Here is a 17,932-nt window from a genome sequence, read left to right on the forward strand (position 1 = left end):
ACAATTTCAATTTTAAGAGTCCGGCGTTTGTTAAACGTTTCTTACGAACAACAAAAAACACTTCCCGAAAGGAAGTGCCGATAAAATACGAAAAATCGTAATATTATTATGAAAACATGGATTGAAATTTCTTTTCCAGCTCTTTCATATCCACTCGAACAGGCTCTACTTCGGATGGTAGCGGCGGAAAATCATGCTCACGTTCCAATTCCTGTCCCGTCATCTCCATAAACCGCAGCCGGTAATCCTCATTATGTGTAGTATGATATAAGCTTAAATAATTATGTGCAGCGGCTTCTACTTGTTCTCCAAGAATGAGCCCGCGTTTCCAGCATTCATAATCTATGGCAGCCTGATCCTGCAGATAGGGCTGTATCTCGCGAAGATCTTGGTATTGCTTCCAAGCCTCTTGTTCGCTTATCCTCCTCAAGTTGTAATTCAGGCAAACTTGCAGAAGGGTGAACCGAAACATATAATGAGTCCGTTTTAATCGGATCGCGAGGTCCAATGCCTCCTCGGTAATCTCTAGCGCCACAAGGTCATTGCCCTTCCTCTCTGACATTGTTAAGGCTTGAAGATGAAGAATAGCGCACAAAAAGGAAGGCGCATTTATCTTGCGAATATACCGGACCGACAGTTCGATCAACGTATCCGATGTTTCCCGGTCCGGCTGCCGCGTCAGTGAAAACCCGAAACGGCCTAGCATATAGGCACCAACCCGCATGTCCCCAACCGCACATGCTTCAGAGATTGCATAGGCATAACAAGCTTTCATCCGTTCATAATCACCAAGCTTGGAGTAGATGAATCCAAGCATACCAACCGCATTGCTCACCCCCAAACGCTCTCCCAACACTCGTGCATGGGCAAGCTTTTCGTTGATGCAGAAGGTCGCCTTATCATATTGCTCCAAATGGATATACACCAGAGATAGTCCGGCCAAGGAATGACTTACAAGTATCTTATCGTCTTTAGCCAGCCGGATCATTTCTTTGTACCAATACAGGGCTTTATCCAGATCGTATTGCTCCAAGAAGATGTTGCCGATTAACCCTGCGATACGACTGTCGTCTTTCATATCCCCGAATTTCGAATCCATAGCCATCCGTCGATCGAAGCATTTCAGACTTTCCTGACTGTCGCCTTTATAGTAATGGAGGATCGCCATAACCGACAGAACGGAGCTAATGCCTTGCAAGTCTCCGGCCCATTCGAATTCCAAATGAGCCTGCTTCAGGTAGGCCAAAGCTTCTTTATAATCGGATTTCAGCATGAGGCAGTTCCCAAGTGCCGTTTTGCACTGCGCTTTTTGCTGCATGCTCAGATGGGAACCGTTTGTCGCCAACCAATTCTCATAAACCGCTTGTGCTTCGTCCCGTCTGCCGGCTATTTCCCGCAGCCTTCCGAGTTCCAGAACAATCGGATGCTTATCCGTTTCCGGAACAATTTCCAAGAGCCTTCCGTAATAACTCGACATCTTATCCAACGCATGGACTTTCTCGGCGACTTTGGCAGCTTGTTTGTAATACGGTACGGCACGCCGCTTCATTCCCGCAGAATCCAGATGATGTGCTATTTGACCGGCGACGGAATCCAATTCACCTTCATGATTCGATTCAAGGGCGACCGCCACTTGTTCATGATACCGATGCCTAGCCACTTCGCTTAACGTTTGATAAGCGGTTTCCCGCAACCGATCGTGCGAGAATTCGAACCAACCGTCTCCGAGTTCGCGAAAAATATGTTGTTTCACAAGCAGCTCGCTTTGATGCAGAATCGTATCGGGATCTGATCCCGATGATTGTTTTAGCAGTTCAAGTGTAAAAGGCCGATTAATCACGGAAGCGAGATGAAGCAAATTTTGCGCTTGCTCCGGAAGTTGGAGGATACGGGTAGAGATGATCTTATGGATAACGGGCGCCCAATGCAGGTTAGCTGTATCATGGAGGGTATTTTGCAAGCTCCGCATCGTTTCGACAACGATTAAAGGATTGCCTCCGGCGTCCTCGAAAAACTTGTCCGACAGACGGGAATAAAGCTTGCGTTCCGAAATCGCAGAGGCCAACTGTTTCGATTCATCATTCGATAGCGGATGCAATCTGACATTAGTCAGCATATTTGCTTTATGCAAGGACGCAAGCAGCGCGGTCAATTCTTTCTTTTCTTCGCCGGAACGCTTCGTGGCAACCAGAACGATCTTAGACTTGCCATCCTGCCGGAACAAGTATTGCAGCCATTCAAGACTTTCGGCATCACACCACTGAATGTCGTCCAAAAATAATACACAAGGCTTGTCATGGTCGAAAAGGGAATGTTCAATCGCATCAAAAGTTTTTACCTTTTGCCAATTCTCCGTCAGCGGTCCCGGCGCCGTCAATTCCGGATGCTGTACCGATAGCTCTGGCATTAATCGGGCGATTTCAGTTAACCAGACGGGGGATAAGTTTTGAATCCGCTGGCTTCGGCTTTTCAACCAGGCGGTGATCGGCGCAAACGCAAGCCCCCCTGCGGCAGAGTAACACTTGGCAAAACCAACCGAAATCCCTTGTTTGACGAGCCAAGCTTTAAATTCTTCGGCAACCCTCGTTTTCCCGATTCCAGGTTCGCCTTCCAGCAATACGAAACTAGGGTTCGCAAGCGGTGATCGCCAAACGGAGAGCAGCGATTCCCACTCCCGATGCCTTCCCACAAAAGGAGCCGCGTCAGCCATTTGATGGAAAGCTGGATCCGTTTCTTCCTGCATCAAGGAATGATACAGCTTGTATGTAACATCTGAAGGCTGAATCCCAAGTTCTTTCTTCAATGTATTAGTGCAGTCGTTGTAAATTTTGGCGAGTCCGGTAATATCATTGTTTAGGGCGTGCAGCCTCATTAGAATCCGATAATATTCTTCCTTCAGATTATCCGAGGAGATTAGACGTTCCGAGTACGAGATAGCTTCTAGATAAAGACGGTTCGTTTCCAATTTGGACACCAGACGTTCGAGCGAAGCTTGATACAACCGTTGCAGTCTTTCCCTTTCCGATTCGATCCAATCGTCGTAGCTTCCGGGAAGCAAAGGTCCGGCATATAATTCGATGGCACGTTTCAAATCATGAAGGGAAGAACCTTCGGCGGAACGTTCGAAATCTTCCATATCCAAAAGATAAGGAGAATCTGGGTTCCATTTCAAGGAAAGCGCATCTGCAACCAAATATCGGTCCGCATCGGGAAGACATTTGCGAAGCTGGTGATACAGATTGCGCAAATTGGTCAAAGCCTGTTTCTCGGTCGAATCCGGCCAAAATAAAAAAGAAACATATTTACGGCTTTGCGGGGAGTTCCGATTCAGAAGCAAGTAAGCGAGCAGCAATAAAACATTACCGCCTGTAATTGAAGTTATGGGTTTGTCTTCATATAGTAGTTTGAAATTGCCCAATAAATGAATTCTGATCACACCGCACCTCAAGTGTAAAAAGATGAAATTTCAAAAAAAGAACGTCTCTGGCCCACCGGATGACGGACTAAGACGTTCTTCGCTGGTTGTATTACGGAACCTCTCTTAAATCGTATTGTAGCATATTTACTTAGGAAAGTAAGTAAATACCAACGGTGGAGAGAGCGACCCACCGCCTTCGACGACGCGGATGAAGAGCTGTTGACTGTGGCAGCGGCGCTTGTGATCGAGGCGTTAAGCCGAATCGGCGGGCAGTCTCTTTAATACGTTCAAATTACGTCGTTCAACCGACAAACATTACGTAATTGATCCGACTGTCGTCCGCGTTACCCTCCTATATAATCATTCTTATCAGCTGATAAGAATGATTTCTATTGATTTTGAAACGTTTAAGAAACGCTTCTTTCTTAAGATAAGGATTGTGCCGGTGAAAAGGCCGCAAGTAATGACGCAAGTCGATTCAGGAAGGAGGTTTTACGATGAAAAAGGTTACGGTTTGCCTGCTGCTGGCTGCAGCACTGCTTATTTCCGGTTTTTACGGCTCCGCCGACCATGCCTTTGCCAAAGTTAATGAGTACGAAGGGCAGCATCGATAAGAAGTGAAACAGCCATTTTTGAAGACTCAACAGACAACGAAGGGCTGTCCCATTAGGTTTGCATAGGGCAGTCCTTCTATTAGGAAGAAATGATGCTCTCGCATGCTGAATACACTTTGAGTCCGGTCGGCGATAGAGTTTCCGTACAATAATCAGGAGGGAGGGTTTTGACGGGGGTTCTTCAGTCATGCTTTGTTGGAGTCGGTACGAATAAAATCAAGATGCCGTGATGGCTGGCGGGCCGGCGCGGTGGGGGAGGGCGAGCGTAAGAGTTGCCTTACCGCTGCCTCACCTCGTAAAAGTCGCAATCCGTCCGGGAGTGGTAGGCGAAGTCGCCTACGCCGGACTGGACGACGACGGTATTCCCGTCGTAGCGGACGATCGTTCCGCCGCTATCGACGATATGGTCGTTCTTGAAGACGCGCAGGCGCGCCTGGCGTCGCATCGCTTCCTCGAAATCGGGATCGGTCAGCAACCGGATGTTCAATGCCATCGGATCATGTAGCTCCTTCTTGTTTGCGCCGGGAGGGCGGTCGTCGCGATTTCGCGGCATACCGCCCTCCCGTCTCTTTGGATGGAGTCTATTATACCGCAACGTGCCCGGGAAGGCACTTCCGAAGCGAGCGGAGATGCTCGAATCCATCAAGAGCGACCCGTTAGCCGGCGGACCGGAACCGGCGCCGGCTCCAGCCGTAGTGGCGGTCGCGACCGCGGAGGCTACGCATAGCGGGCCTTCGTCTCGGCGACGATCTCGGCGATCTTGCCCTCGAGGGCGAGGATTTTCTGTTGCCGCTCGACGATCTGCCGGGAGAGCGTCGTCAGCATGCCGAGCGAGTCGAGCGTCCCTCGGACCTCGGATTTCTTCGAGGCGTGCTTGAAGTTCGTCCACGCGGGAGAGCGGCTGCTTCGGGGCAGGCCGGCGGCGCTTCGGTGCGCTTTGATCTGCGTTTGGAGCGGCTCGACGGCGGAGAGCCAATCCCGCGCGGATTTGATTTTGCGCGCGGCGGTGGCTTTCGCGTCCTGGTGGGCCTCCGTCTTCGCGCGGATATCCTCGCGGGCAAGCTGGACGGGCAGCTTCATCGCGTCGGCCTGCGTTCGTAGCAGAGAGTTGAGCGTCTTGTTCTTGAGCAGCCTGGCGGCGGTAATCTGCTTGTTCAGCCCGGCGTAGGCGTCGAAAAGCGGCCGGTAACGCTCCTTCGCTTGCTTGACCTGCGCGTCGAGCTTGGCCAGCTTGTCCGCGTCGATGTCGCGGATTCGCTTGCGCGCCGCTCCGATCGCTTCTTCGTTGGCGAAATGAGCGGTCTTGATCCTCGCCTCGAGGGCGACGTCCTGCGCCAGCAAGGCGGCGAGATCGGCGTAAAGCCGGGTCAGCTTGGCGGCGTTGCCCGCGTCCGCGGCCTTGACGGTCGCGTCGAACGCGGCTTTGATCGGGGCGGTCAGCTCGACCGCCGCGGCGGACGCGAACGGCGCGGGAACAGCGGCCGCGAGGCAGGAGCACAGCAGGATGGCGAGCAGGACGAGCTTGAGCTGCGTTGCGGTTGTTCGGAATGGCATGGGGGAATTCCTCCTTCGGAATGAAGTCGTCGCCGAACGCAAAAAGCACCCGCAAGCAAGGCCGTCATGGGCCGTGGCTTACGGGTGCTTCCTCGTAAGGGATTTACATTTTACGGTAAGATCCGGTTGTGTCGTTCACTATACCCGATCTTTCGAGGGAGTGTCAAGGGGGTTCGCAGAGTTCTTTTCGAACTAAATGGGCGGAATCGGCGGGCTGTAAGTGGGTTTGGTCGAACTAAATGGGAGGAATCGGAGGTTCGGCGAGCCGTAAGTGGGTTTGGTCGAACTAAATGGGCGAAATCGGAGGCCTGGCGAGCTGTAAGTGGGTTTGGTCGAACTAAATGGGCGAAATCGGTGGTCCGGCGAGCCGTAAGTGGGTTTGGTCGAACTAAATGGGCGTAATCGGAGGTTCGGCGAGCCGTAAGTGGGTTTGGTCGAACTAAATGGGCGAAATCGGAGGCCTGGCGAGCTGTAAGTGGGTTTGGTCGAACTAAATGGGCGAAATCGAAGGTTCGGCGAGCCGTAAGTGGGTTTGGTCGAACTAAATGGGCGGAATCGGAGGCCCGGCGGGCCGTAAGTGGGTTTGGTCGAACTAACTGAGCAGAATCGGCGGTTCGGCGAGCTGTAAGTGGGTTTGGTCGAACTAAATGGGCAGAATCGGCGATCCGGCGAGCTGTAAGTGGGTTTGGTCGAACTAAATGGGCGGAATCGGAGGCCTGGCGAGCTGTAAGTGGGTTTGGTCGAACTCCCTGCGCCCCCGCCTTCAAAACAAAGCCATCTGCTCCTCGATCAGCTCCGGCGAGTCGTTCTTGACGTTGCCGACGAGCGGGGAAACGGGATACGCCCGCATTTTCGCCGCATCGTAAGGAACGAGCAGTCCCGTCAACCGCGCGACGTCTTCGTTGCCGCGGGCGAGCCACTCCGCCTCGTCCTCCGGACGCAGAATGACCGGCATTCGGTCGTGAATGTCGGCCATCAGGCCGTTCGGCGTCGTCGTGATGATCGTACAAGTGCTTATTTTGCGCCCGTCCGGCGACATCCATGTATCGTACAGCGCGGCCATCGAGAACACGGCCCCGTCTTTCAACGTGATGCGCATCGGTTGCTTCGCGTTCCCGCTCTTCTTCCACTCGTAGAAACCGTCCGCGGGCACGATCGCCCTTTTGCGGCGGATCAGCGTCTTGAACGACGGCTTCTCGAGAATCGTCTCCGCGCGCGCGTTGATCATCTTGCTGCCGATCTTGTCGTCCTGCGCCCACGAGGGGACGAGCCCCCAGCGCAGCTCGCCGAGCCTGTTCGCGGTGCCGTCGTTCACGACGGCCGGCACCATCTGCATCGGCGCCAAATTATATTTCGGCGTGCGGTAATAGGTGGTCGGCACTTCGCTTAAATACCGCAGCATGAGCTCTTCCATGGACACCACGACCGTATATCTTCCGCACATCGCCCGTCCCTCCCAATGCCACAAGTATAACCCCATTCCGGCCGAAAATCCAAAAAAAAAGCGCCGAGCCCTTTTTCGGACATGAAGGATAAATTGCCACTTGCACGGGAACAATTGTTCGTAATATGATACAAGAACAGACGTTCGCATTAAGGGGTGAAAAACGGCATGCCTCCCGAACGCACGATTTTTTTGGTCGACGGCCAATCGTTCTACGCGTCGGTCGAGAAGGCCGCGCATCCGGAGTATCGCGACAAGCCGATCGCGGTCGGCGATCCCGAGAGGAAATCAGGCATTATTCTGGCGGCGTGCCCGATCGCGAAAGCCAAGGGAGTGACGACGGCGGAGAGGATCGGCGAAGCGCTCGTCAAGTGCCCGGATCTGGTCGTCATCCGACCGCGAATGCAACGGTACATTACCGTTTCGTTGCTGATCACGGAAATTTTCGAATCGGTCACGGACCAAGTCGAGCCGTATTCGATCGATGAGCAGTTTCTCGACGTGACGGGGTCGATGGCGACTTTCGGCAGCGCGGCGGAGATTGCCGAGTCGCTTCAGTCGCGTATTTTGTTGTCGACGGGAGTGTGGTCCAGAGTCGGCATCGGTCCGACGAAAATTCTCGCCAAGATGGCCACGGACAACTTCGCGAAAAAACGGGAAAACGGCGTGTTCCGGCTCGGCTACGAGAATATCGAGAAGGATCTGTGGACGCTCCCCGTCCACCAGATGTTCATGGTCGGCTCCCGCATGACCAAGCATTTCATATACATGGGGCTCAATACGATCGGGGACATCGCGCGCCTGCCGCTGGCCGACTTCAAGAAACGGCTGAGGCAGCGGATGGGCAAGCAAAGCGACATTCAGGCGGAGTATTATTGGCAGACGGCGCGGGGCATCGATCCGAGCCCGGTCGTGTCGTCCATTCGCGGCGACCTGAAGTCGGTCAGCCACGGGAAGGCGCTACGCAGCAGCCTGTACCGCAAGCTGGCGGACATCGAGGTCGTGTTGCTCGAGCTGGTCGTCGAGGTGTGCCGGAGGGCGCGCCGGCTCGGCTATCAAGGGCGGGTCGTATCCGTGGGCGCCGCGGAGACGGACGGGGAAAGGGCTTCCGGGTTCGGACGGCAGACGACGCTGCCGCATGCGACGTCGCTCACGCACGAAGTGGCGGCGGCGGCCCGGAAGCTGTTCGAGGATCACTGGCAGGGCCTGCCGGTCAGCCATCTCTATATTTCGCTTACGCAGCTTTCCGACGACAGCACGTATCAACTGACTCTTTTCGAAGACCGGGCCGCGACTTACGACATCGAGCGGGCGACGGACGGGATCAAGGACCGCTACGGGAGCGACGCGATCATGCGCGCCTCGTCGCTGCTTGCTTCCGGCGTGGCCAAAGAGCGGTCCGAGCAGATCGGGGGGCATTACAAATGAGCAAACTGGACGGGAACGAGAGGTGGAAATCCAAAATGCTGCTGACCGAGCATCAGGAGCAATATCAGGAGCGCCATAAGAAGCCGCTCGCGGGACGGGCGACGAACGAGGAATTGAAGATGATCCGCGACGTTATCATGCTCCCGCATATGCTGACGATGAGCGACAAGAGCTTGCAGGAAGTGAAGCGGGTCCCGAATTTGTTTAAAAGGACTTTCGAGCAAGTCGTCCAACTGATCATGAACAAGATCAGCAAGGACCTGTTCTCCCTGCGCCGCGAGCTGAAAAACCGGAACATCAAAGTGTTCGACGACGAGACGGCGGACGGCATTATTTATCACCGTTACGTGTGCAGGGGTTACGAAGACCGGTTCGGGATCGTCCGCGAGACGTTGCGGTCGGAGATCAGCGTGCGGCTGGCCCGGTACGCGTCGGAGGTCGTGCACCCGGAGGCGACGGGGGAGGAAAAGTGACGCCCGCTACATCTCCTTGGCGAGAGAGGCGAGCTTGGTCATCGTTTTCCAATTGCGCATCGTCATCGTCACGCCCAGCTTCTGCAGGTTGGCCGCGAGCTTCGAGTCCAGAATCGTCTGGTCGAACAGCAAGTAGACCGAAAGCCCGTCGATCGCGTACTTGTCTTTCTCGTAGGTGCCGAGCTTGTCCACGGCTTCAGGCTTCGGCGCCTCGTCCAGAAGAGTGACGTAGAGCACTTCTTTGCCGAGCGGGCCGGTGGCCGCTTGGATTTCTTCTTCCGAGAAGGGCAGGCGGGCGAGAATGCTCTCGAATTCCGCCTGCGTCCTCAGAATGACGCTGATCCGGAAGCCGAACGTCGACTGGATCGCGTTCTCAATTCGCGCTCGCAGTTGGGCGGGCTGTTCGTCCGAAGCGAACAGAACGTTGCCGCTCTGAATGTAGGTTTGTACTTGGGCTAGTCCGAGCGCTTCGCACATGGCTTTGAGCTCGCTCATCTTGATTTTGTTATGCCCGCCGACGTTGATGCCCCTCAGCAGCGCGATATAGATGGTCATTCGTCCTATCCCCTCTCGAATCCGTTCCGATAATCGCTAGAATAACTTTTCAAGTCGAGTATATCGGATTATGATATAATTCACGAATATAGCGTTTACAATCGGGCCCGGCAGAACGAACGCGCGGCGCGAACGTAACCCTTTAAGTCGCTCGCCGGAGGCCCCGTGAAAATATGAACTCGACAATGCTGCCCCCCATTCGGACTTACGAAGCCAGAGACGGAAAATCGTTATGCTACCGCCATTATCGGGCGGACTCGGATAAGCTGATCGTACTGCTGCACGGCATTTCGGAGGACGGACAATATTTGCATCCGCTCGCGGAATTCGTTTCCCGGCGGAATCTGGCTCAGGTGGTCGTTCCCGACCTTAGGGGTTACGGACTGCACCCGGTTCGCCGGGGGGACGTCGAATATATCGGTCAACACGACGACGATATCGAGGATTTGGTGCAAAGGTTGATGCGGGAGGAAGGCGCCCCGAGCCGGCTTATTCTGGCCGGCCATTCGGGCGGAGGCGCCAACGTCATTCGCCTGGCCTTGCACAAGAAGCTCGCAAGGGAGACGCACGCCTACCTGCTGCTCGCCCCCGCGGTGCATCCGAAAGCGCCGATCAACCACAAGAAAAACCCGTGGAGCACGATCCAGCTTCGCATGCCGAGACTGGTCGCGCTCACGATGCTCAACGCGGCGGGCATCCGTCTCATGAACGGAATGACGGTCATGATCAATGATAAGCCGATAGCTCAAAGGCACGGCCGCGAGACGCTGGAGCTCAGCTACCGGCTGCTCATGTCCCGGACGCCGAAGGCCAAGTACGAGCGCAACCTGAAGGCGATGAGCCAGCCGACGCTCGTGCTCGTCGGGGAGAAGGAAGAAGTGTTCATTCCCGGGCAATACGCGCCGCTGTTCTCCGAGCACAACGGGGCGCAGGTGAAGCAGATTCTGGACGCCGACCACGACGGCATTCTGTCGAACGCGGGAACGTTCGAGGAAGTCGAACGCTGGTTGAGAGGGATGGACGAATAGTACGTTGGAGGGAAGCCGCATCTCGCGCGAGGTGCGGCTTTTGTGCGCGCGGTGGAGGGGCGGCGAGATAGTGTGTTTGGGTAAGTAATTCGGCGTCCAAACTAGAGAGGAGGGCGAGCGAGTGGACGGATGCGAGACCATTTGTAACCGTCGCTTGCATCAATCTGTTTCATGTGTTAACCTTTGTTTGAACGTTCATTCAAACGAGTGAATCCGGTGCAACCGGCCATCCGCAACGGCCGGCTACGACCGGTCATCCGCAAAGACCGGCGATCCGCAAAGACCGGCGATCCGCAACAAGCAATCCCAACTCCATTAAGGCAAGGTGCGTGCCGATGACAGACGCTGATAAAAGAGACAGAATAATCGCCGCCGCCTATGCCGTCTTGTCGGAGAAAGGCTACGACAAAGCGTCGACGAAGGAAATCGCGAGCGAAGCCGGCGTGGCGCAAGGTTTGATCAATTATTATTTCTCGAGCAAGGACCTGTTGTTCGCTGAAGTGTTCCGCAGGGAAACCGAGAACTACTGCGCGTCCTTCGACAGCCGGCTCCCGAAAGGCGAAGGGGCACTGACGCAAGAATCGATCGCGGGTTTGCTCGAGCTGTCCAAGAACAAAGTGCTAGAAGAACGCGACTGGTTCCGCCTTCGTTACGAGCTGTTCGCCATCGGGCTCAGGAACGAATCGGCCAAGGAAACGTTGAAGGAGATGCTCTCCTCTGAGCGCAAGCACATCAGCGAGCGGGTCACCGAGATGACGGGACTTCCGCGCGAGCAGATGGACGTCTTCGCCTCGATCATATATTCGATCTTCGAAGGCTTGGGCCTGCAGAAAGTCGCGGACCCGGATTTCAAGTACGACGAAGCCTACGCGATGGTGACCGAGATGTACGGCGCTTACTACGAAAGTTTGACGAAAAAGAGAGAGCCGTGAATACGCGGATCTCCTTTTTTAGCCCTTGTCCTGTTTGAACGATCAAACAATAAAGGGCATAGATATTTGACGTCGCGAAATACCAGGTTCAAGCGCGGACGGCATTCGCAACAAGAGTCATCGACGGCGCCGCGCGATCAAAAAACAGAGAAAGACGGTGGAGAGGCATGCATGGTTTACTGAATGGCTGGGGAAAGGCGCTTTATAAAGGGAGATGGTTCGTCGTCGCGTTCTGGATCGTCGTGGCGTTGCTCGGGGGCGCCGCGTTCGGCAAGCTGACCCCGCTGCTGAGCGGGGGCGGATGGACAGTACCGGGCTCCCAATCGCTGGAGGCCGGCAAGCTACTCGCTTCGGAGTTCGAAGGCCGGGCGGAGAGTTCGATGACGCTCGTGCTGCGCGATCCGCAGCATGCGGTCGGGACGCCGGAATATAACGGGAAGCTGAAGCAGATCGTCGACCGTCTGAAGACGGAAAAAGGCGTATCCGGCGTGTTCAGCGTGCTGGACTCGTCTCCGGAAATCGGAGCGGGCCTCGTCGGCAAAGATCCGAACATGAGCATCGCTTTCGTGGACATGAACTTGAAGATTGATTTTGTCATCAATAACGTACCGGATTACCAGAATCGCGTCGTCGAACAGGCGAAGAACCTCGGCGTCGAAGCGTATCTCGTCGGCGAAGCGCCGTTCTGGGGCGAGAGCAGCGTGCAAAGCCAGGAAGGATTGGCGAAGGCGGAGATGATCGTGTTCCCGCTCATTATCATCATCCTGCTCATCGTGTTCCGCTCCGTCGTCGCGACGGTGACGCCGCTCATCGTGACGATCGCCTCGTTGCTTTCGGCTATGGGCATCATCTACCTTGTCGCAAGGGAGGTGGAGCTGTCGGTATTCGTGACGAACTCCGCGATGATGCTGGGGCTCGGCGTCGGCATCGACTACTCGCTGTTCATCGTGAGCCGGTTCAAGGCGGAGCTCGCCAAAGCGGGCAACACGAAGCAGCAAGCGATCGCGAAGACGCTTGAAACGGCCGGACATACGGTGTTCTTCTCGGCGCTCACCGTCATCGCCGCGCTGTCCGCGCTGTTCATCGTGCCGCTCGACGCGATCAAGGCGATCGCCTTCGGCGGAATCGCCGTCGTCTTCGTCGCGGGGTTGGCCAGCTTGACGCTGCTTCCGGCCGTACTCGTCATTCTCGGCCAGCGGATCAACAAGTGGAGCCTGCCTTTCCTGAAGCCCCGCGAAACCGGCAAAGTCAGCGCGTGGAGAAGGTGGACGAGAGCGATCATGCGCCGTCCGGTTCTGATCACGGCGGTTACCGTCATCGCGCTCGGCGCGTTCGCGTCGCCGGCGCTCGACATGAAGCTGGATTCGCCGGACGTTCGCACGCTGCCGGCGGATACGCCGGTTCGGCAAGGCTTCGTGCTCATGGAGAAAGCGTTCGGCGTCGGCGCGGCCAATCAGATCGCGATCGTGCTTCATAACCCGTCCGGCGACTTAAGCTCGCCGGACGCGATCGCGAGTATCGCCGGGCTTCGGGCCGAATTGGCGAAGCAGGAGCACGTGCTGGCGGTCACGGCTCCGACGTCGTTCCTGCCGGGCATGGAGCCCGCGGCCGTGTCCGGCGCGCTCCAATCCGGAGGCGCGGCGCTGCCCAAAGACGTCAAATTCATGCTCGACCGCTACCTCGGCGACGAGCGGCATACCGCCCTGCTCGAAGTCATGCTCGATCAGTACGGCTCCAGCGACACGGGAAGGGACGTCGTGAAGCATCTGCGCGACGACGTGCTGCCGTCGTTCGCGCTGCCGGCGGGAACGACGTTCCATATCGGCGGGGAGACGATGGCCGGGATCGATACGTCCAAGGCGATCAACGATAGCCTGTTGCCGGCGCTAGGCATTATGCTCGTGCTTATCTTCCTGATCCTGGTGCTGACGTTCCGCAGCTTGCTGCTGCCGCTGAAGGCGATCGTCTTGAACCTGATCTCGGTCGCGGCGACGTACGGCATTCTCGTGACCGTGTTCGCGCTCGGCTACGGCTCGGAAATATTCGACGTCGAATCGAACGGGTACATCATTCACTTCGTGCCGATGCTGCTGCTGGCGCTGCTCTTCGGTCTCAGCACGGACTATGAGGTGTTCCTCGTCAGCCGGGTGAAGGAAGAGTACGACCGGACCGGGGCGCACGAGGAAAGCATCGCCGAAGGGATGGAGAAGACCGGTCCGCTCATCACGGGAGCCGCGGTGCTCATGATCGCCGTGTTCGCGGGCTTCGCCTTCTCCGGCGTGCTGCCGATCCAGATGCTCGGCTTCGGCATGGCGGTGGCGATCGCGCTCGACGCGACCGTCATCCGGATGATGCTCGTGCCGGTGACGATGAAGCTGCTCGGACGGGCGAGCTGGTGGTTCCCCGGCCGCGCGGCAACGGCGGCTTCGGAGAAAGGGAAATCGTCCAAACGGAGTGATAAATCGGTCCCCGCGACGAATAAATAATAAGGTAGCCATTTCGAAACGGGAGGCCGCCGAGAATGATCGCTGCGATCTTGGTCGGGATTGTCGCGTTGCAGCATGCTTACTTCCTCATCGTGGAGATGTTCCTATGGACGTCTCCGGGTACGCGGAAGCGGTTCGGGACGTCCTCGAGCTTCGCCCGGGATTCCAAACCGCTTGCCGCGAATCAAGGGTTGTATAACGGTTTCCTGGCGGCGGGACTCGTATGGGGGCTCATGTATCCGAACGCGTCCGCCGGGTATCAGATTCAGACGTTCTTCCTCGTCTGCGTGCTCGTAGCCGCTTTGTACGGAGGTTGGTCGGTGAAAAAATCGATTCTGTACGCGCAAGGCATCCCGGCGCTCGCGGCGTGGATCGCGGTGCTGCTGACTTGGTGAACGGATGCGGCGCCCGACGATCGCATGAAAGCATCGCGCAAAAAAGCTTGCCCTCGGGCAAGCTTTTTTGCGTGCCGCTTGTCTAAGGAAAATGAAGTTGTGGGAAACATTTACATACGCAAGACCGTCTATATAGATTGAGGTGTTGACGATGAGACGGTGCAAACATTGGGGACGGATTTCGTTCGTACTCATTATGATGATGGTTGCGGCCAGCTGCGGTAATTTGGGCAAAGGATCATGTAACGCTGACATTGATTGGGTCGATTTCCTGATGATCAATAACGTTACGTATTATCAAAACGACGATGGAACCAAGGTTATAACGGCAGAGCAACTTGGGAAAAAGGTAGGGAAAGTCTCCTACATGCTTAATGGGCATGCTTGTACGGATCACGCGACTAAGAACGGGGATGCGGCATTCCTTCCGATCGGTACCGTTGTTTATGCATTGAAGGGTTACAAATCGGAGTTTCGAGTCGTAGCGAATAACAAGGCTTACGAAGTAAAAGAAAATCCGAATGCCGCAACGATGGGGGATCTCATGGACATTGAAGGCAAGGTGGAGATAGTCAGCCTGGAAAGCGGCCAAGACGGCAGTCCAATCGGCAACTTCAGTCAAGAAGCGTCATCTTATTTCATAAGCGAACTTCTACCTTTGTCTTATGTCGGTTTCGATGCAGTCTACGAGAAAGCCAAACATGAAGCGGGAATTTTCCTGCGCGTGCACCTTCAAGACGGCACATCATTTCGGATGGTCTACTATCCTAAAGCGAATGGTTTTACGGCAGGAGCCTTTGGAACGGAAAAGTTGAAAGTATTAACATGTCTCAGAGATCACAAATTAAAGCTGCGGCGGGATTGTGAAGGACAGTGTGGGAAAAAGGTTTTTTATGGAAATGATCGAATATTTTTAAGGAGTTATTTTCATCATCGATAATCGTGAGGCGGGAGAGGGTATTTTGCAGACGACGATAGCGATTGATTTAATTGAAGTAGCGCCATTCAAGGCCTTGGCGGTACGGACGGGAACGACACCGGACAAGAGCGGGACGCGGACGGCATGGAGCATGCTTACAGAGCAGGTCCCCCTTGAGGATGCGCGACTCACGGATGAGCCTTCCGCCTATGTATTCATTCCGCAGGAGCAATGGAGCAAGCAAGTCGATACACTCTGGGTCGGACTGGCGGTTCGCGAGTTCGGAGACGCACCGGAGGGCATTGAGACTCTGGAGGTACGCGGAGGGCTCTGCGCCCGCGCCCGCGTATGCGGGAATGAGGCGCATATGTGGCGCGTATATGATGCGATGTTTGCATGGCTAGAGCAGTCGCAGGATTATGAGCTCGATCGGCGCGAAGGAGTACTCGGAATGGAGACGGTTCCGCTCCACCCGTTGAACGCTCTAACAATCCCCTATTCGGAAATCGAGACATTCGATTTTACTATGCTATACCCGGTACGCAAGAAATCGGGGCTCTAATGCCTTCGGACCTTATTTATTTGGAGAGAGCGTGATCGCTAATGATTATCGAAACCAAAATCATCGAAAAACCAGCCTTCATTGTCGTCGGCATCACCGAAACGATTCATTTTAATTCGTCTTTGCCTCCTTCCGAGAATGCCATTGCCAATCTGTGGGGCCGATTCGGCGAGCGAATACCGGAAATTACGGGGTTGCTCGGTTGGCGAAGCTTCGGTCTCATGCTTCAAAATCAGGACAATTCGTCCGGCGCGCCATTCGACTATACCGCAGCTGTGCAAATCTATCAGGATGGCAACATCCCCGAGGGTATGACGCGGATTGAAGTGCCGGCTGCGCGCTATATCGTGCTGACTCATCGCGGTCCTCTAGACGGAATAAGTGAAGCGTTTGGACATTTCTGGGGGCATTGGCTTCCGAACAGTCCATACGAGTACGACGGAGGGACACGAACCGGTAAATACGAATTCGAGTTTTATGACCAGCGCTACACGAAGCCGGACGATCCGAACTCGGAGATTGACTTATATTTTCCTATTCGAGAAAAATAATAAATGACCAGCCCATTTGAGGGGGACTAGCCAATGACTAGCCGCGAAGTGAAAGATCTAAAGCGTGATGTTATCGCCCTTGTCCTAGCAGTGGCGGTTATCGGGCTTGTCTTCCTTGTTACTTGGGTATCTAGGACGGTTAACGATACGACGCCTATAACCCGCATAGCCGAAGCTGCCGATCACTTAGGCAGGTTCGTAGAAGACTATGATTCACTTACGCCCGTTCAATTAATGACCGCCGACCTTGAACCGCAAATATACGTAGAAGCCGCCACCATCGCACCCGACGAAGGAACTGCAAACGACCTACGCTATGCTGCCGAACTGATTACGAAGTATAACGACGGCGCAGGGGTTGAAACGCTGCAAGAAGCCTACGATATATTGACCGAAGTTATCTCGCATTTCCGCGAAGCAGCTAAAACTACATAAAGTGTAGTTTTTACCTAATCGTTCGCTTGGCTTTACCTTTGTTCCCCGGTGCCCTTACTCTTCGGTGTTAGGATACTAAACATAACCGCGCGGTTCATGTTGAGATTCTGCCAAATAGAGTACGGAGGGGAAGATGATCGGCCTCCGACTCCCCCTCCTCGAGCGCAATCGATATTCCTGCAAAAGTGCAGGAATAACTCGATTGCCGCGCGCTTGAGGCAGGCGAAACCTGCAAATGTGCAGTTTTTAGTTCCAGCCGGGCGATAAGACAATTTTGCTTGATTCAAAACCTGCGCTTTTGCAGGTTTTATCTTTTTTTAGGGCTAGAAAAGAATCAAAGCCTGCATATTCGCAGGCTTTATAATAGCGCACGATCATATCGTTTTAGCCTCATCATTCAGCGGAATGGCGGCCGGCCGGCTGAATCGTGGACAGCCCACCCAAGAAGCCGATCAAGAGCACGAGCATGTGGGAGAGCATGCCGGCGCCGCTGTGCCAAGAGAGGACGGCGCTCCCCACGTACATCCACCAGAAAAGCGGCGGGAGCTGCGCGACGATGAGCAGTACCGCCGACAGCAACGTCAAGCCCCACAGGAGGCGGCGGAATAAGGGGGAACCCGATAGACGGGAGACGAACGTTCCCGCGAACATGATGATTCCGCCGTATAGCGAGCAGACCGCCCACAGCTTCACGGCCCTTTCTTCCGAGCTGATCTCTTGGCTTAGACCGGAGAGAACGGACGGAATATGGAACACGGAAGGCATGTACAGAGCGCCGAGAACGACGGACAACAAGGCGGCTACGCGGATCAGCGAGGCATGGCCGATACGAAGGAAAATCATGGGCGTTCACTCCTGGCGTTAAAGTTCCGTTCGCGTTATCCAATAGACGCAGGGATGGGGAAGATTGTTCCCGTTATCGGCGCTTTGGGCGCCATGTAGATTTTAACAGCGGCATTCGCGATTGCAAGGTAAGCGAGCAGGGCGCAGGGGCGCGAAAATCGTCGTCGCGGCGTGTTATTGCTCATATTAGCGCTGACGGTCGCCGCCCGAAACGTTCCTCGCGCGCGGCATCGCGGCATGCTGTTGTCGGCGATCCTCGTGCTCGCGCGAATAAAGTTGTAGAGATAACGTAAGA

16 protein-coding genes are annotated in these 17,932 nt (G+C 55.0%); 10 read left to right on the forward strand and 6 right to left on the reverse strand.

From position 1 onward, the window contains the following. Nucleotides 1–106: 106 nt before the first annotated feature. The 4 genes from ACFPPD_RS11330 to ACFPPD_RS11345 all read right to left on the reverse strand — a co-directional run bounded on the left by ACFPPD_RS11330 (nt 107) and on the right by ACFPPD_RS11345 (nt 7,030). Nucleotides 107–3,436, reverse strand: coding sequence for an AAA family ATPase (locus ACFPPD_RS11330; protein WP_209749358.1), 3,330 nt, complete (start codon nt 3,434–3,436; stop codon nt 107–109). A gap of 873 nt (nt 3,437–4,309) precedes the next feature. Continuing rightward, nucleotides 4,310–4,525 carry a hypothetical protein gene (locus ACFPPD_RS11335; RefSeq protein ID WP_209749359.1) on the reverse strand — a complete coding sequence of 72 codons (216 nt, stop codon included), beginning with the start codon at nt 4,523–4,525 and terminating at the stop codon, nt 4,310–4,312. A 224-nt stretch (nt 4,526–4,749) separates the two neighbouring features. Then, a complete protein-coding gene (locus ACFPPD_RS11340; RefSeq protein WP_209749360.1) occupies nt 4,750–5,586 on the reverse strand; it encodes a hypothetical protein in 837 nt (278 codons plus the stop codon). Nucleotides 5,587–6,349: 763 nt separating this feature from the next. After that, nucleotides 6,350–7,030, reverse strand: a complete 681-nt coding sequence (locus ACFPPD_RS11345) for an SOS response-associated peptidase (RefSeq protein ID WP_209750481.1) — start codon at nt 7,028–7,030, stop codon at nt 6,350–6,352. Between the two features lie 168 nt (nt 7,031–7,198). Here ACFPPD_RS11345 and ACFPPD_RS11350 point away from each other — a divergent pair, with 168 nt between their 5' ends. Together ACFPPD_RS11350 and ACFPPD_RS11355 are read left to right on the forward strand one after the other, a co-directional pair. Continuing rightward, complete coding sequence (locus tag ACFPPD_RS11350) at nt 7,199–8,458, forward strand: DNA polymerase IV (RefSeq protein WP_209750483.1); 1,260 nt, start codon at nt 7,199–7,201, stop codon at nt 8,456–8,458. Beyond that, nucleotides 8,455–8,931, forward strand: coding sequence for a YhjD family protein (locus tag ACFPPD_RS11355; RefSeq protein WP_209750486.1), 477 nt, complete (start codon nt 8,455–8,457; stop codon nt 8,929–8,931). The genes ACFPPD_RS11350 and ACFPPD_RS11355 overlap by 4 nt, the downstream gene beginning before the upstream one ends. A gap of 6 nt (nt 8,932–8,937) precedes the next feature. Here ACFPPD_RS11355 and ACFPPD_RS11360 read toward each other — a convergent pair whose 3' ends face one another. Further along, nucleotides 8,938–9,486, reverse strand: coding sequence for a DUF1697 domain-containing protein (locus ACFPPD_RS11360; RefSeq protein ID WP_209750487.1), 549 nt, complete (start codon nt 9,484–9,486; stop codon nt 8,938–8,940). 173 nt (nt 9,487–9,659) lie between these two features. Between ACFPPD_RS11360 and ACFPPD_RS11365 the strand changes: the two genes are divergently transcribed. The 8 genes from ACFPPD_RS11365 to ACFPPD_RS11400 all read left to right on the forward strand — a co-directional run bounded on the left by ACFPPD_RS11365 (nt 9,660) and on the right by ACFPPD_RS11400 (nt 16,794). Further along, a complete protein-coding gene (locus tag ACFPPD_RS11365) occupies nt 9,660–10,514 on the forward strand; it encodes an alpha/beta hydrolase (protein WP_209750489.1) in 855 nt (284 codons plus the stop codon). A gap of 335 nt (nt 10,515–10,849) precedes the next feature. Further along, entirely contained in the window at nt 10,850–11,446 is a 597-nt protein-coding gene (locus ACFPPD_RS11370) for a TetR/AcrR family transcriptional regulator (RefSeq protein WP_209750492.1), read from the forward strand. 167 nt (nt 11,447–11,613) lie between these two features. Further along, nucleotides 11,614–13,932: an MMPL family transporter gene (locus tag ACFPPD_RS11375; RefSeq protein ID WP_209750494.1), complete on the forward strand. Its 2,319-nt coding sequence runs from the start codon at nt 11,614–11,616 to the stop codon at nt 13,930–13,932. 35 nt (nt 13,933–13,967) lie between these two features. Continuing rightward, complete coding sequence (locus ACFPPD_RS11380; protein ID WP_209750497.1) at nt 13,968–14,327, forward strand: DUF1304 domain-containing protein; 360 nt, start codon at nt 13,968–13,970, stop codon at nt 14,325–14,327. Between the two features lie 151 nt (nt 14,328–14,478). Continuing rightward, the gene (locus tag ACFPPD_RS11385) at nt 14,479–15,267 is read left to right on the forward strand and encodes a hypothetical protein (RefSeq protein ID WP_378082249.1); all 789 of its coding nucleotides are present in this window, start codon (nt 14,479–14,481) and stop codon (nt 15,265–15,267) included. Nucleotides 15,268–15,289: 22 nt separating this feature from the next. Then, a complete protein-coding gene (locus ACFPPD_RS11390) occupies nt 15,290–15,808 on the forward strand; it encodes a GyrI-like domain-containing protein (protein ID WP_209750500.1) in 519 nt (172 codons plus the stop codon). Nucleotides 15,809–15,849: 41 nt separating this feature from the next. Continuing rightward, nucleotides 15,850–16,359, forward strand: a complete 510-nt coding sequence (locus ACFPPD_RS11395) for a GyrI-like domain-containing protein (protein ID WP_209750503.1) — start codon at nt 15,850–15,852, stop codon at nt 16,357–16,359. Between the two features lie 33 nt (nt 16,360–16,392). Beyond that, the gene (locus ACFPPD_RS11400) at nt 16,393–16,794 is read left to right on the forward strand and encodes a hypothetical protein (protein ID WP_209750505.1); all 402 of its coding nucleotides are present in this window, start codon (nt 16,393–16,395) and stop codon (nt 16,792–16,794) included. A gap of 393 nt (nt 16,795–17,187) precedes the next feature. Here ACFPPD_RS11400 and ACFPPD_RS11405 read toward each other — a convergent pair whose 3' ends face one another. Next, nucleotides 17,188–17,637: a hypothetical protein gene (locus tag ACFPPD_RS11405; RefSeq protein WP_209750507.1), complete on the reverse strand. Its 450-nt coding sequence runs from the start codon at nt 17,635–17,637 to the stop codon at nt 17,188–17,190. Between the last annotated feature and the right edge of the window lie 295 nt (nt 17,638–17,932).

The sequence above is a fragment of the Cohnella suwonensis genome (assembly GCF_042655365.1).
Lineage (GTDB): Bacteria > Bacillota > Bacilli > Paenibacillales > Paenibacillaceae > Cohnella > Cohnella suwonensis.

Excerpts from the sequence above, each read along its gene's own strand:
- ACFPPD_RS11335 (WP_209749359.1), bottom strand. The coding sequence starts at position 4,525 with ATGGCATTGAACATCCGGTTGCTGACCGATCCCGATTTCGAGGAAGCG.
- ACFPPD_RS11405 (WP_209750507.1), bottom strand. The coding sequence starts at position 17,637 with ATGATTTTCCTTCGTATCGGCCATGCCTCGCTGATCCGCGTAGCCGCC.
- ACFPPD_RS11345 (WP_209750481.1), bottom strand. The coding sequence starts at position 7,030 with ATGTGCGGAAGATATACGGTCGTGGTGTCCATGGAAGAGCTCATGCTG.
- ACFPPD_RS11400 (WP_209750505.1), top strand. The coding sequence starts at position 16,393 with ATGACTAGCCGCGAAGTGAAAGATCTAAAGCGTGATGTTATCGCCCTT.
- ACFPPD_RS11380 (WP_209750497.1), top strand. The coding sequence starts at position 13,968 with ATGATCGCTGCGATCTTGGTCGGGATTGTCGCGTTGCAGCATGCTTAC.
- ACFPPD_RS11385 (WP_378082249.1), top strand. The coding sequence starts at position 14,479 with ATGAGACGGTGCAAACATTGGGGACGGATTTCGTTCGTACTCATTATG.
- ACFPPD_RS11370 (WP_209750492.1), top strand. The coding sequence starts at position 10,850 with ATGACAGACGCTGATAAAAGAGACAGAATAATCGCCGCCGCCTATGCC.
- ACFPPD_RS11375 (WP_209750494.1), top strand. The coding sequence starts at position 11,614 with ATGCATGGTTTACTGAATGGCTGGGGAAAGGCGCTTTATAAAGGGAGA.
- ACFPPD_RS11365 (WP_209750489.1), top strand. The coding sequence starts at position 9,660 with ATGAACTCGACAATGCTGCCCCCCATTCGGACTTACGAAGCCAGAGAC.
- ACFPPD_RS11360 (WP_209750487.1), bottom strand. The coding sequence starts at position 9,486 with ATGACCATCTATATCGCGCTGCTGAGGGGCATCAACGTCGGCGGGCAT.
- ACFPPD_RS11395 (WP_209750503.1), top strand. The coding sequence starts at position 15,850 with ATGATTATCGAAACCAAAATCATCGAAAAACCAGCCTTCATTGTCGTC.
- ACFPPD_RS11350 (WP_209750483.1), top strand. The coding sequence starts at position 7,199 with ATGCCTCCCGAACGCACGATTTTTTTGGTCGACGGCCAATCGTTCTAC.
- ACFPPD_RS11340 (WP_209749360.1), bottom strand. The coding sequence starts at position 5,586 with ATGCCATTCCGAACAACCGCAACGCAGCTCAAGCTCGTCCTGCTCGCC.
- ACFPPD_RS11355 (WP_209750486.1), top strand. The coding sequence starts at position 8,455 with ATGAGCAAACTGGACGGGAACGAGAGGTGGAAATCCAAAATGCTGCTG.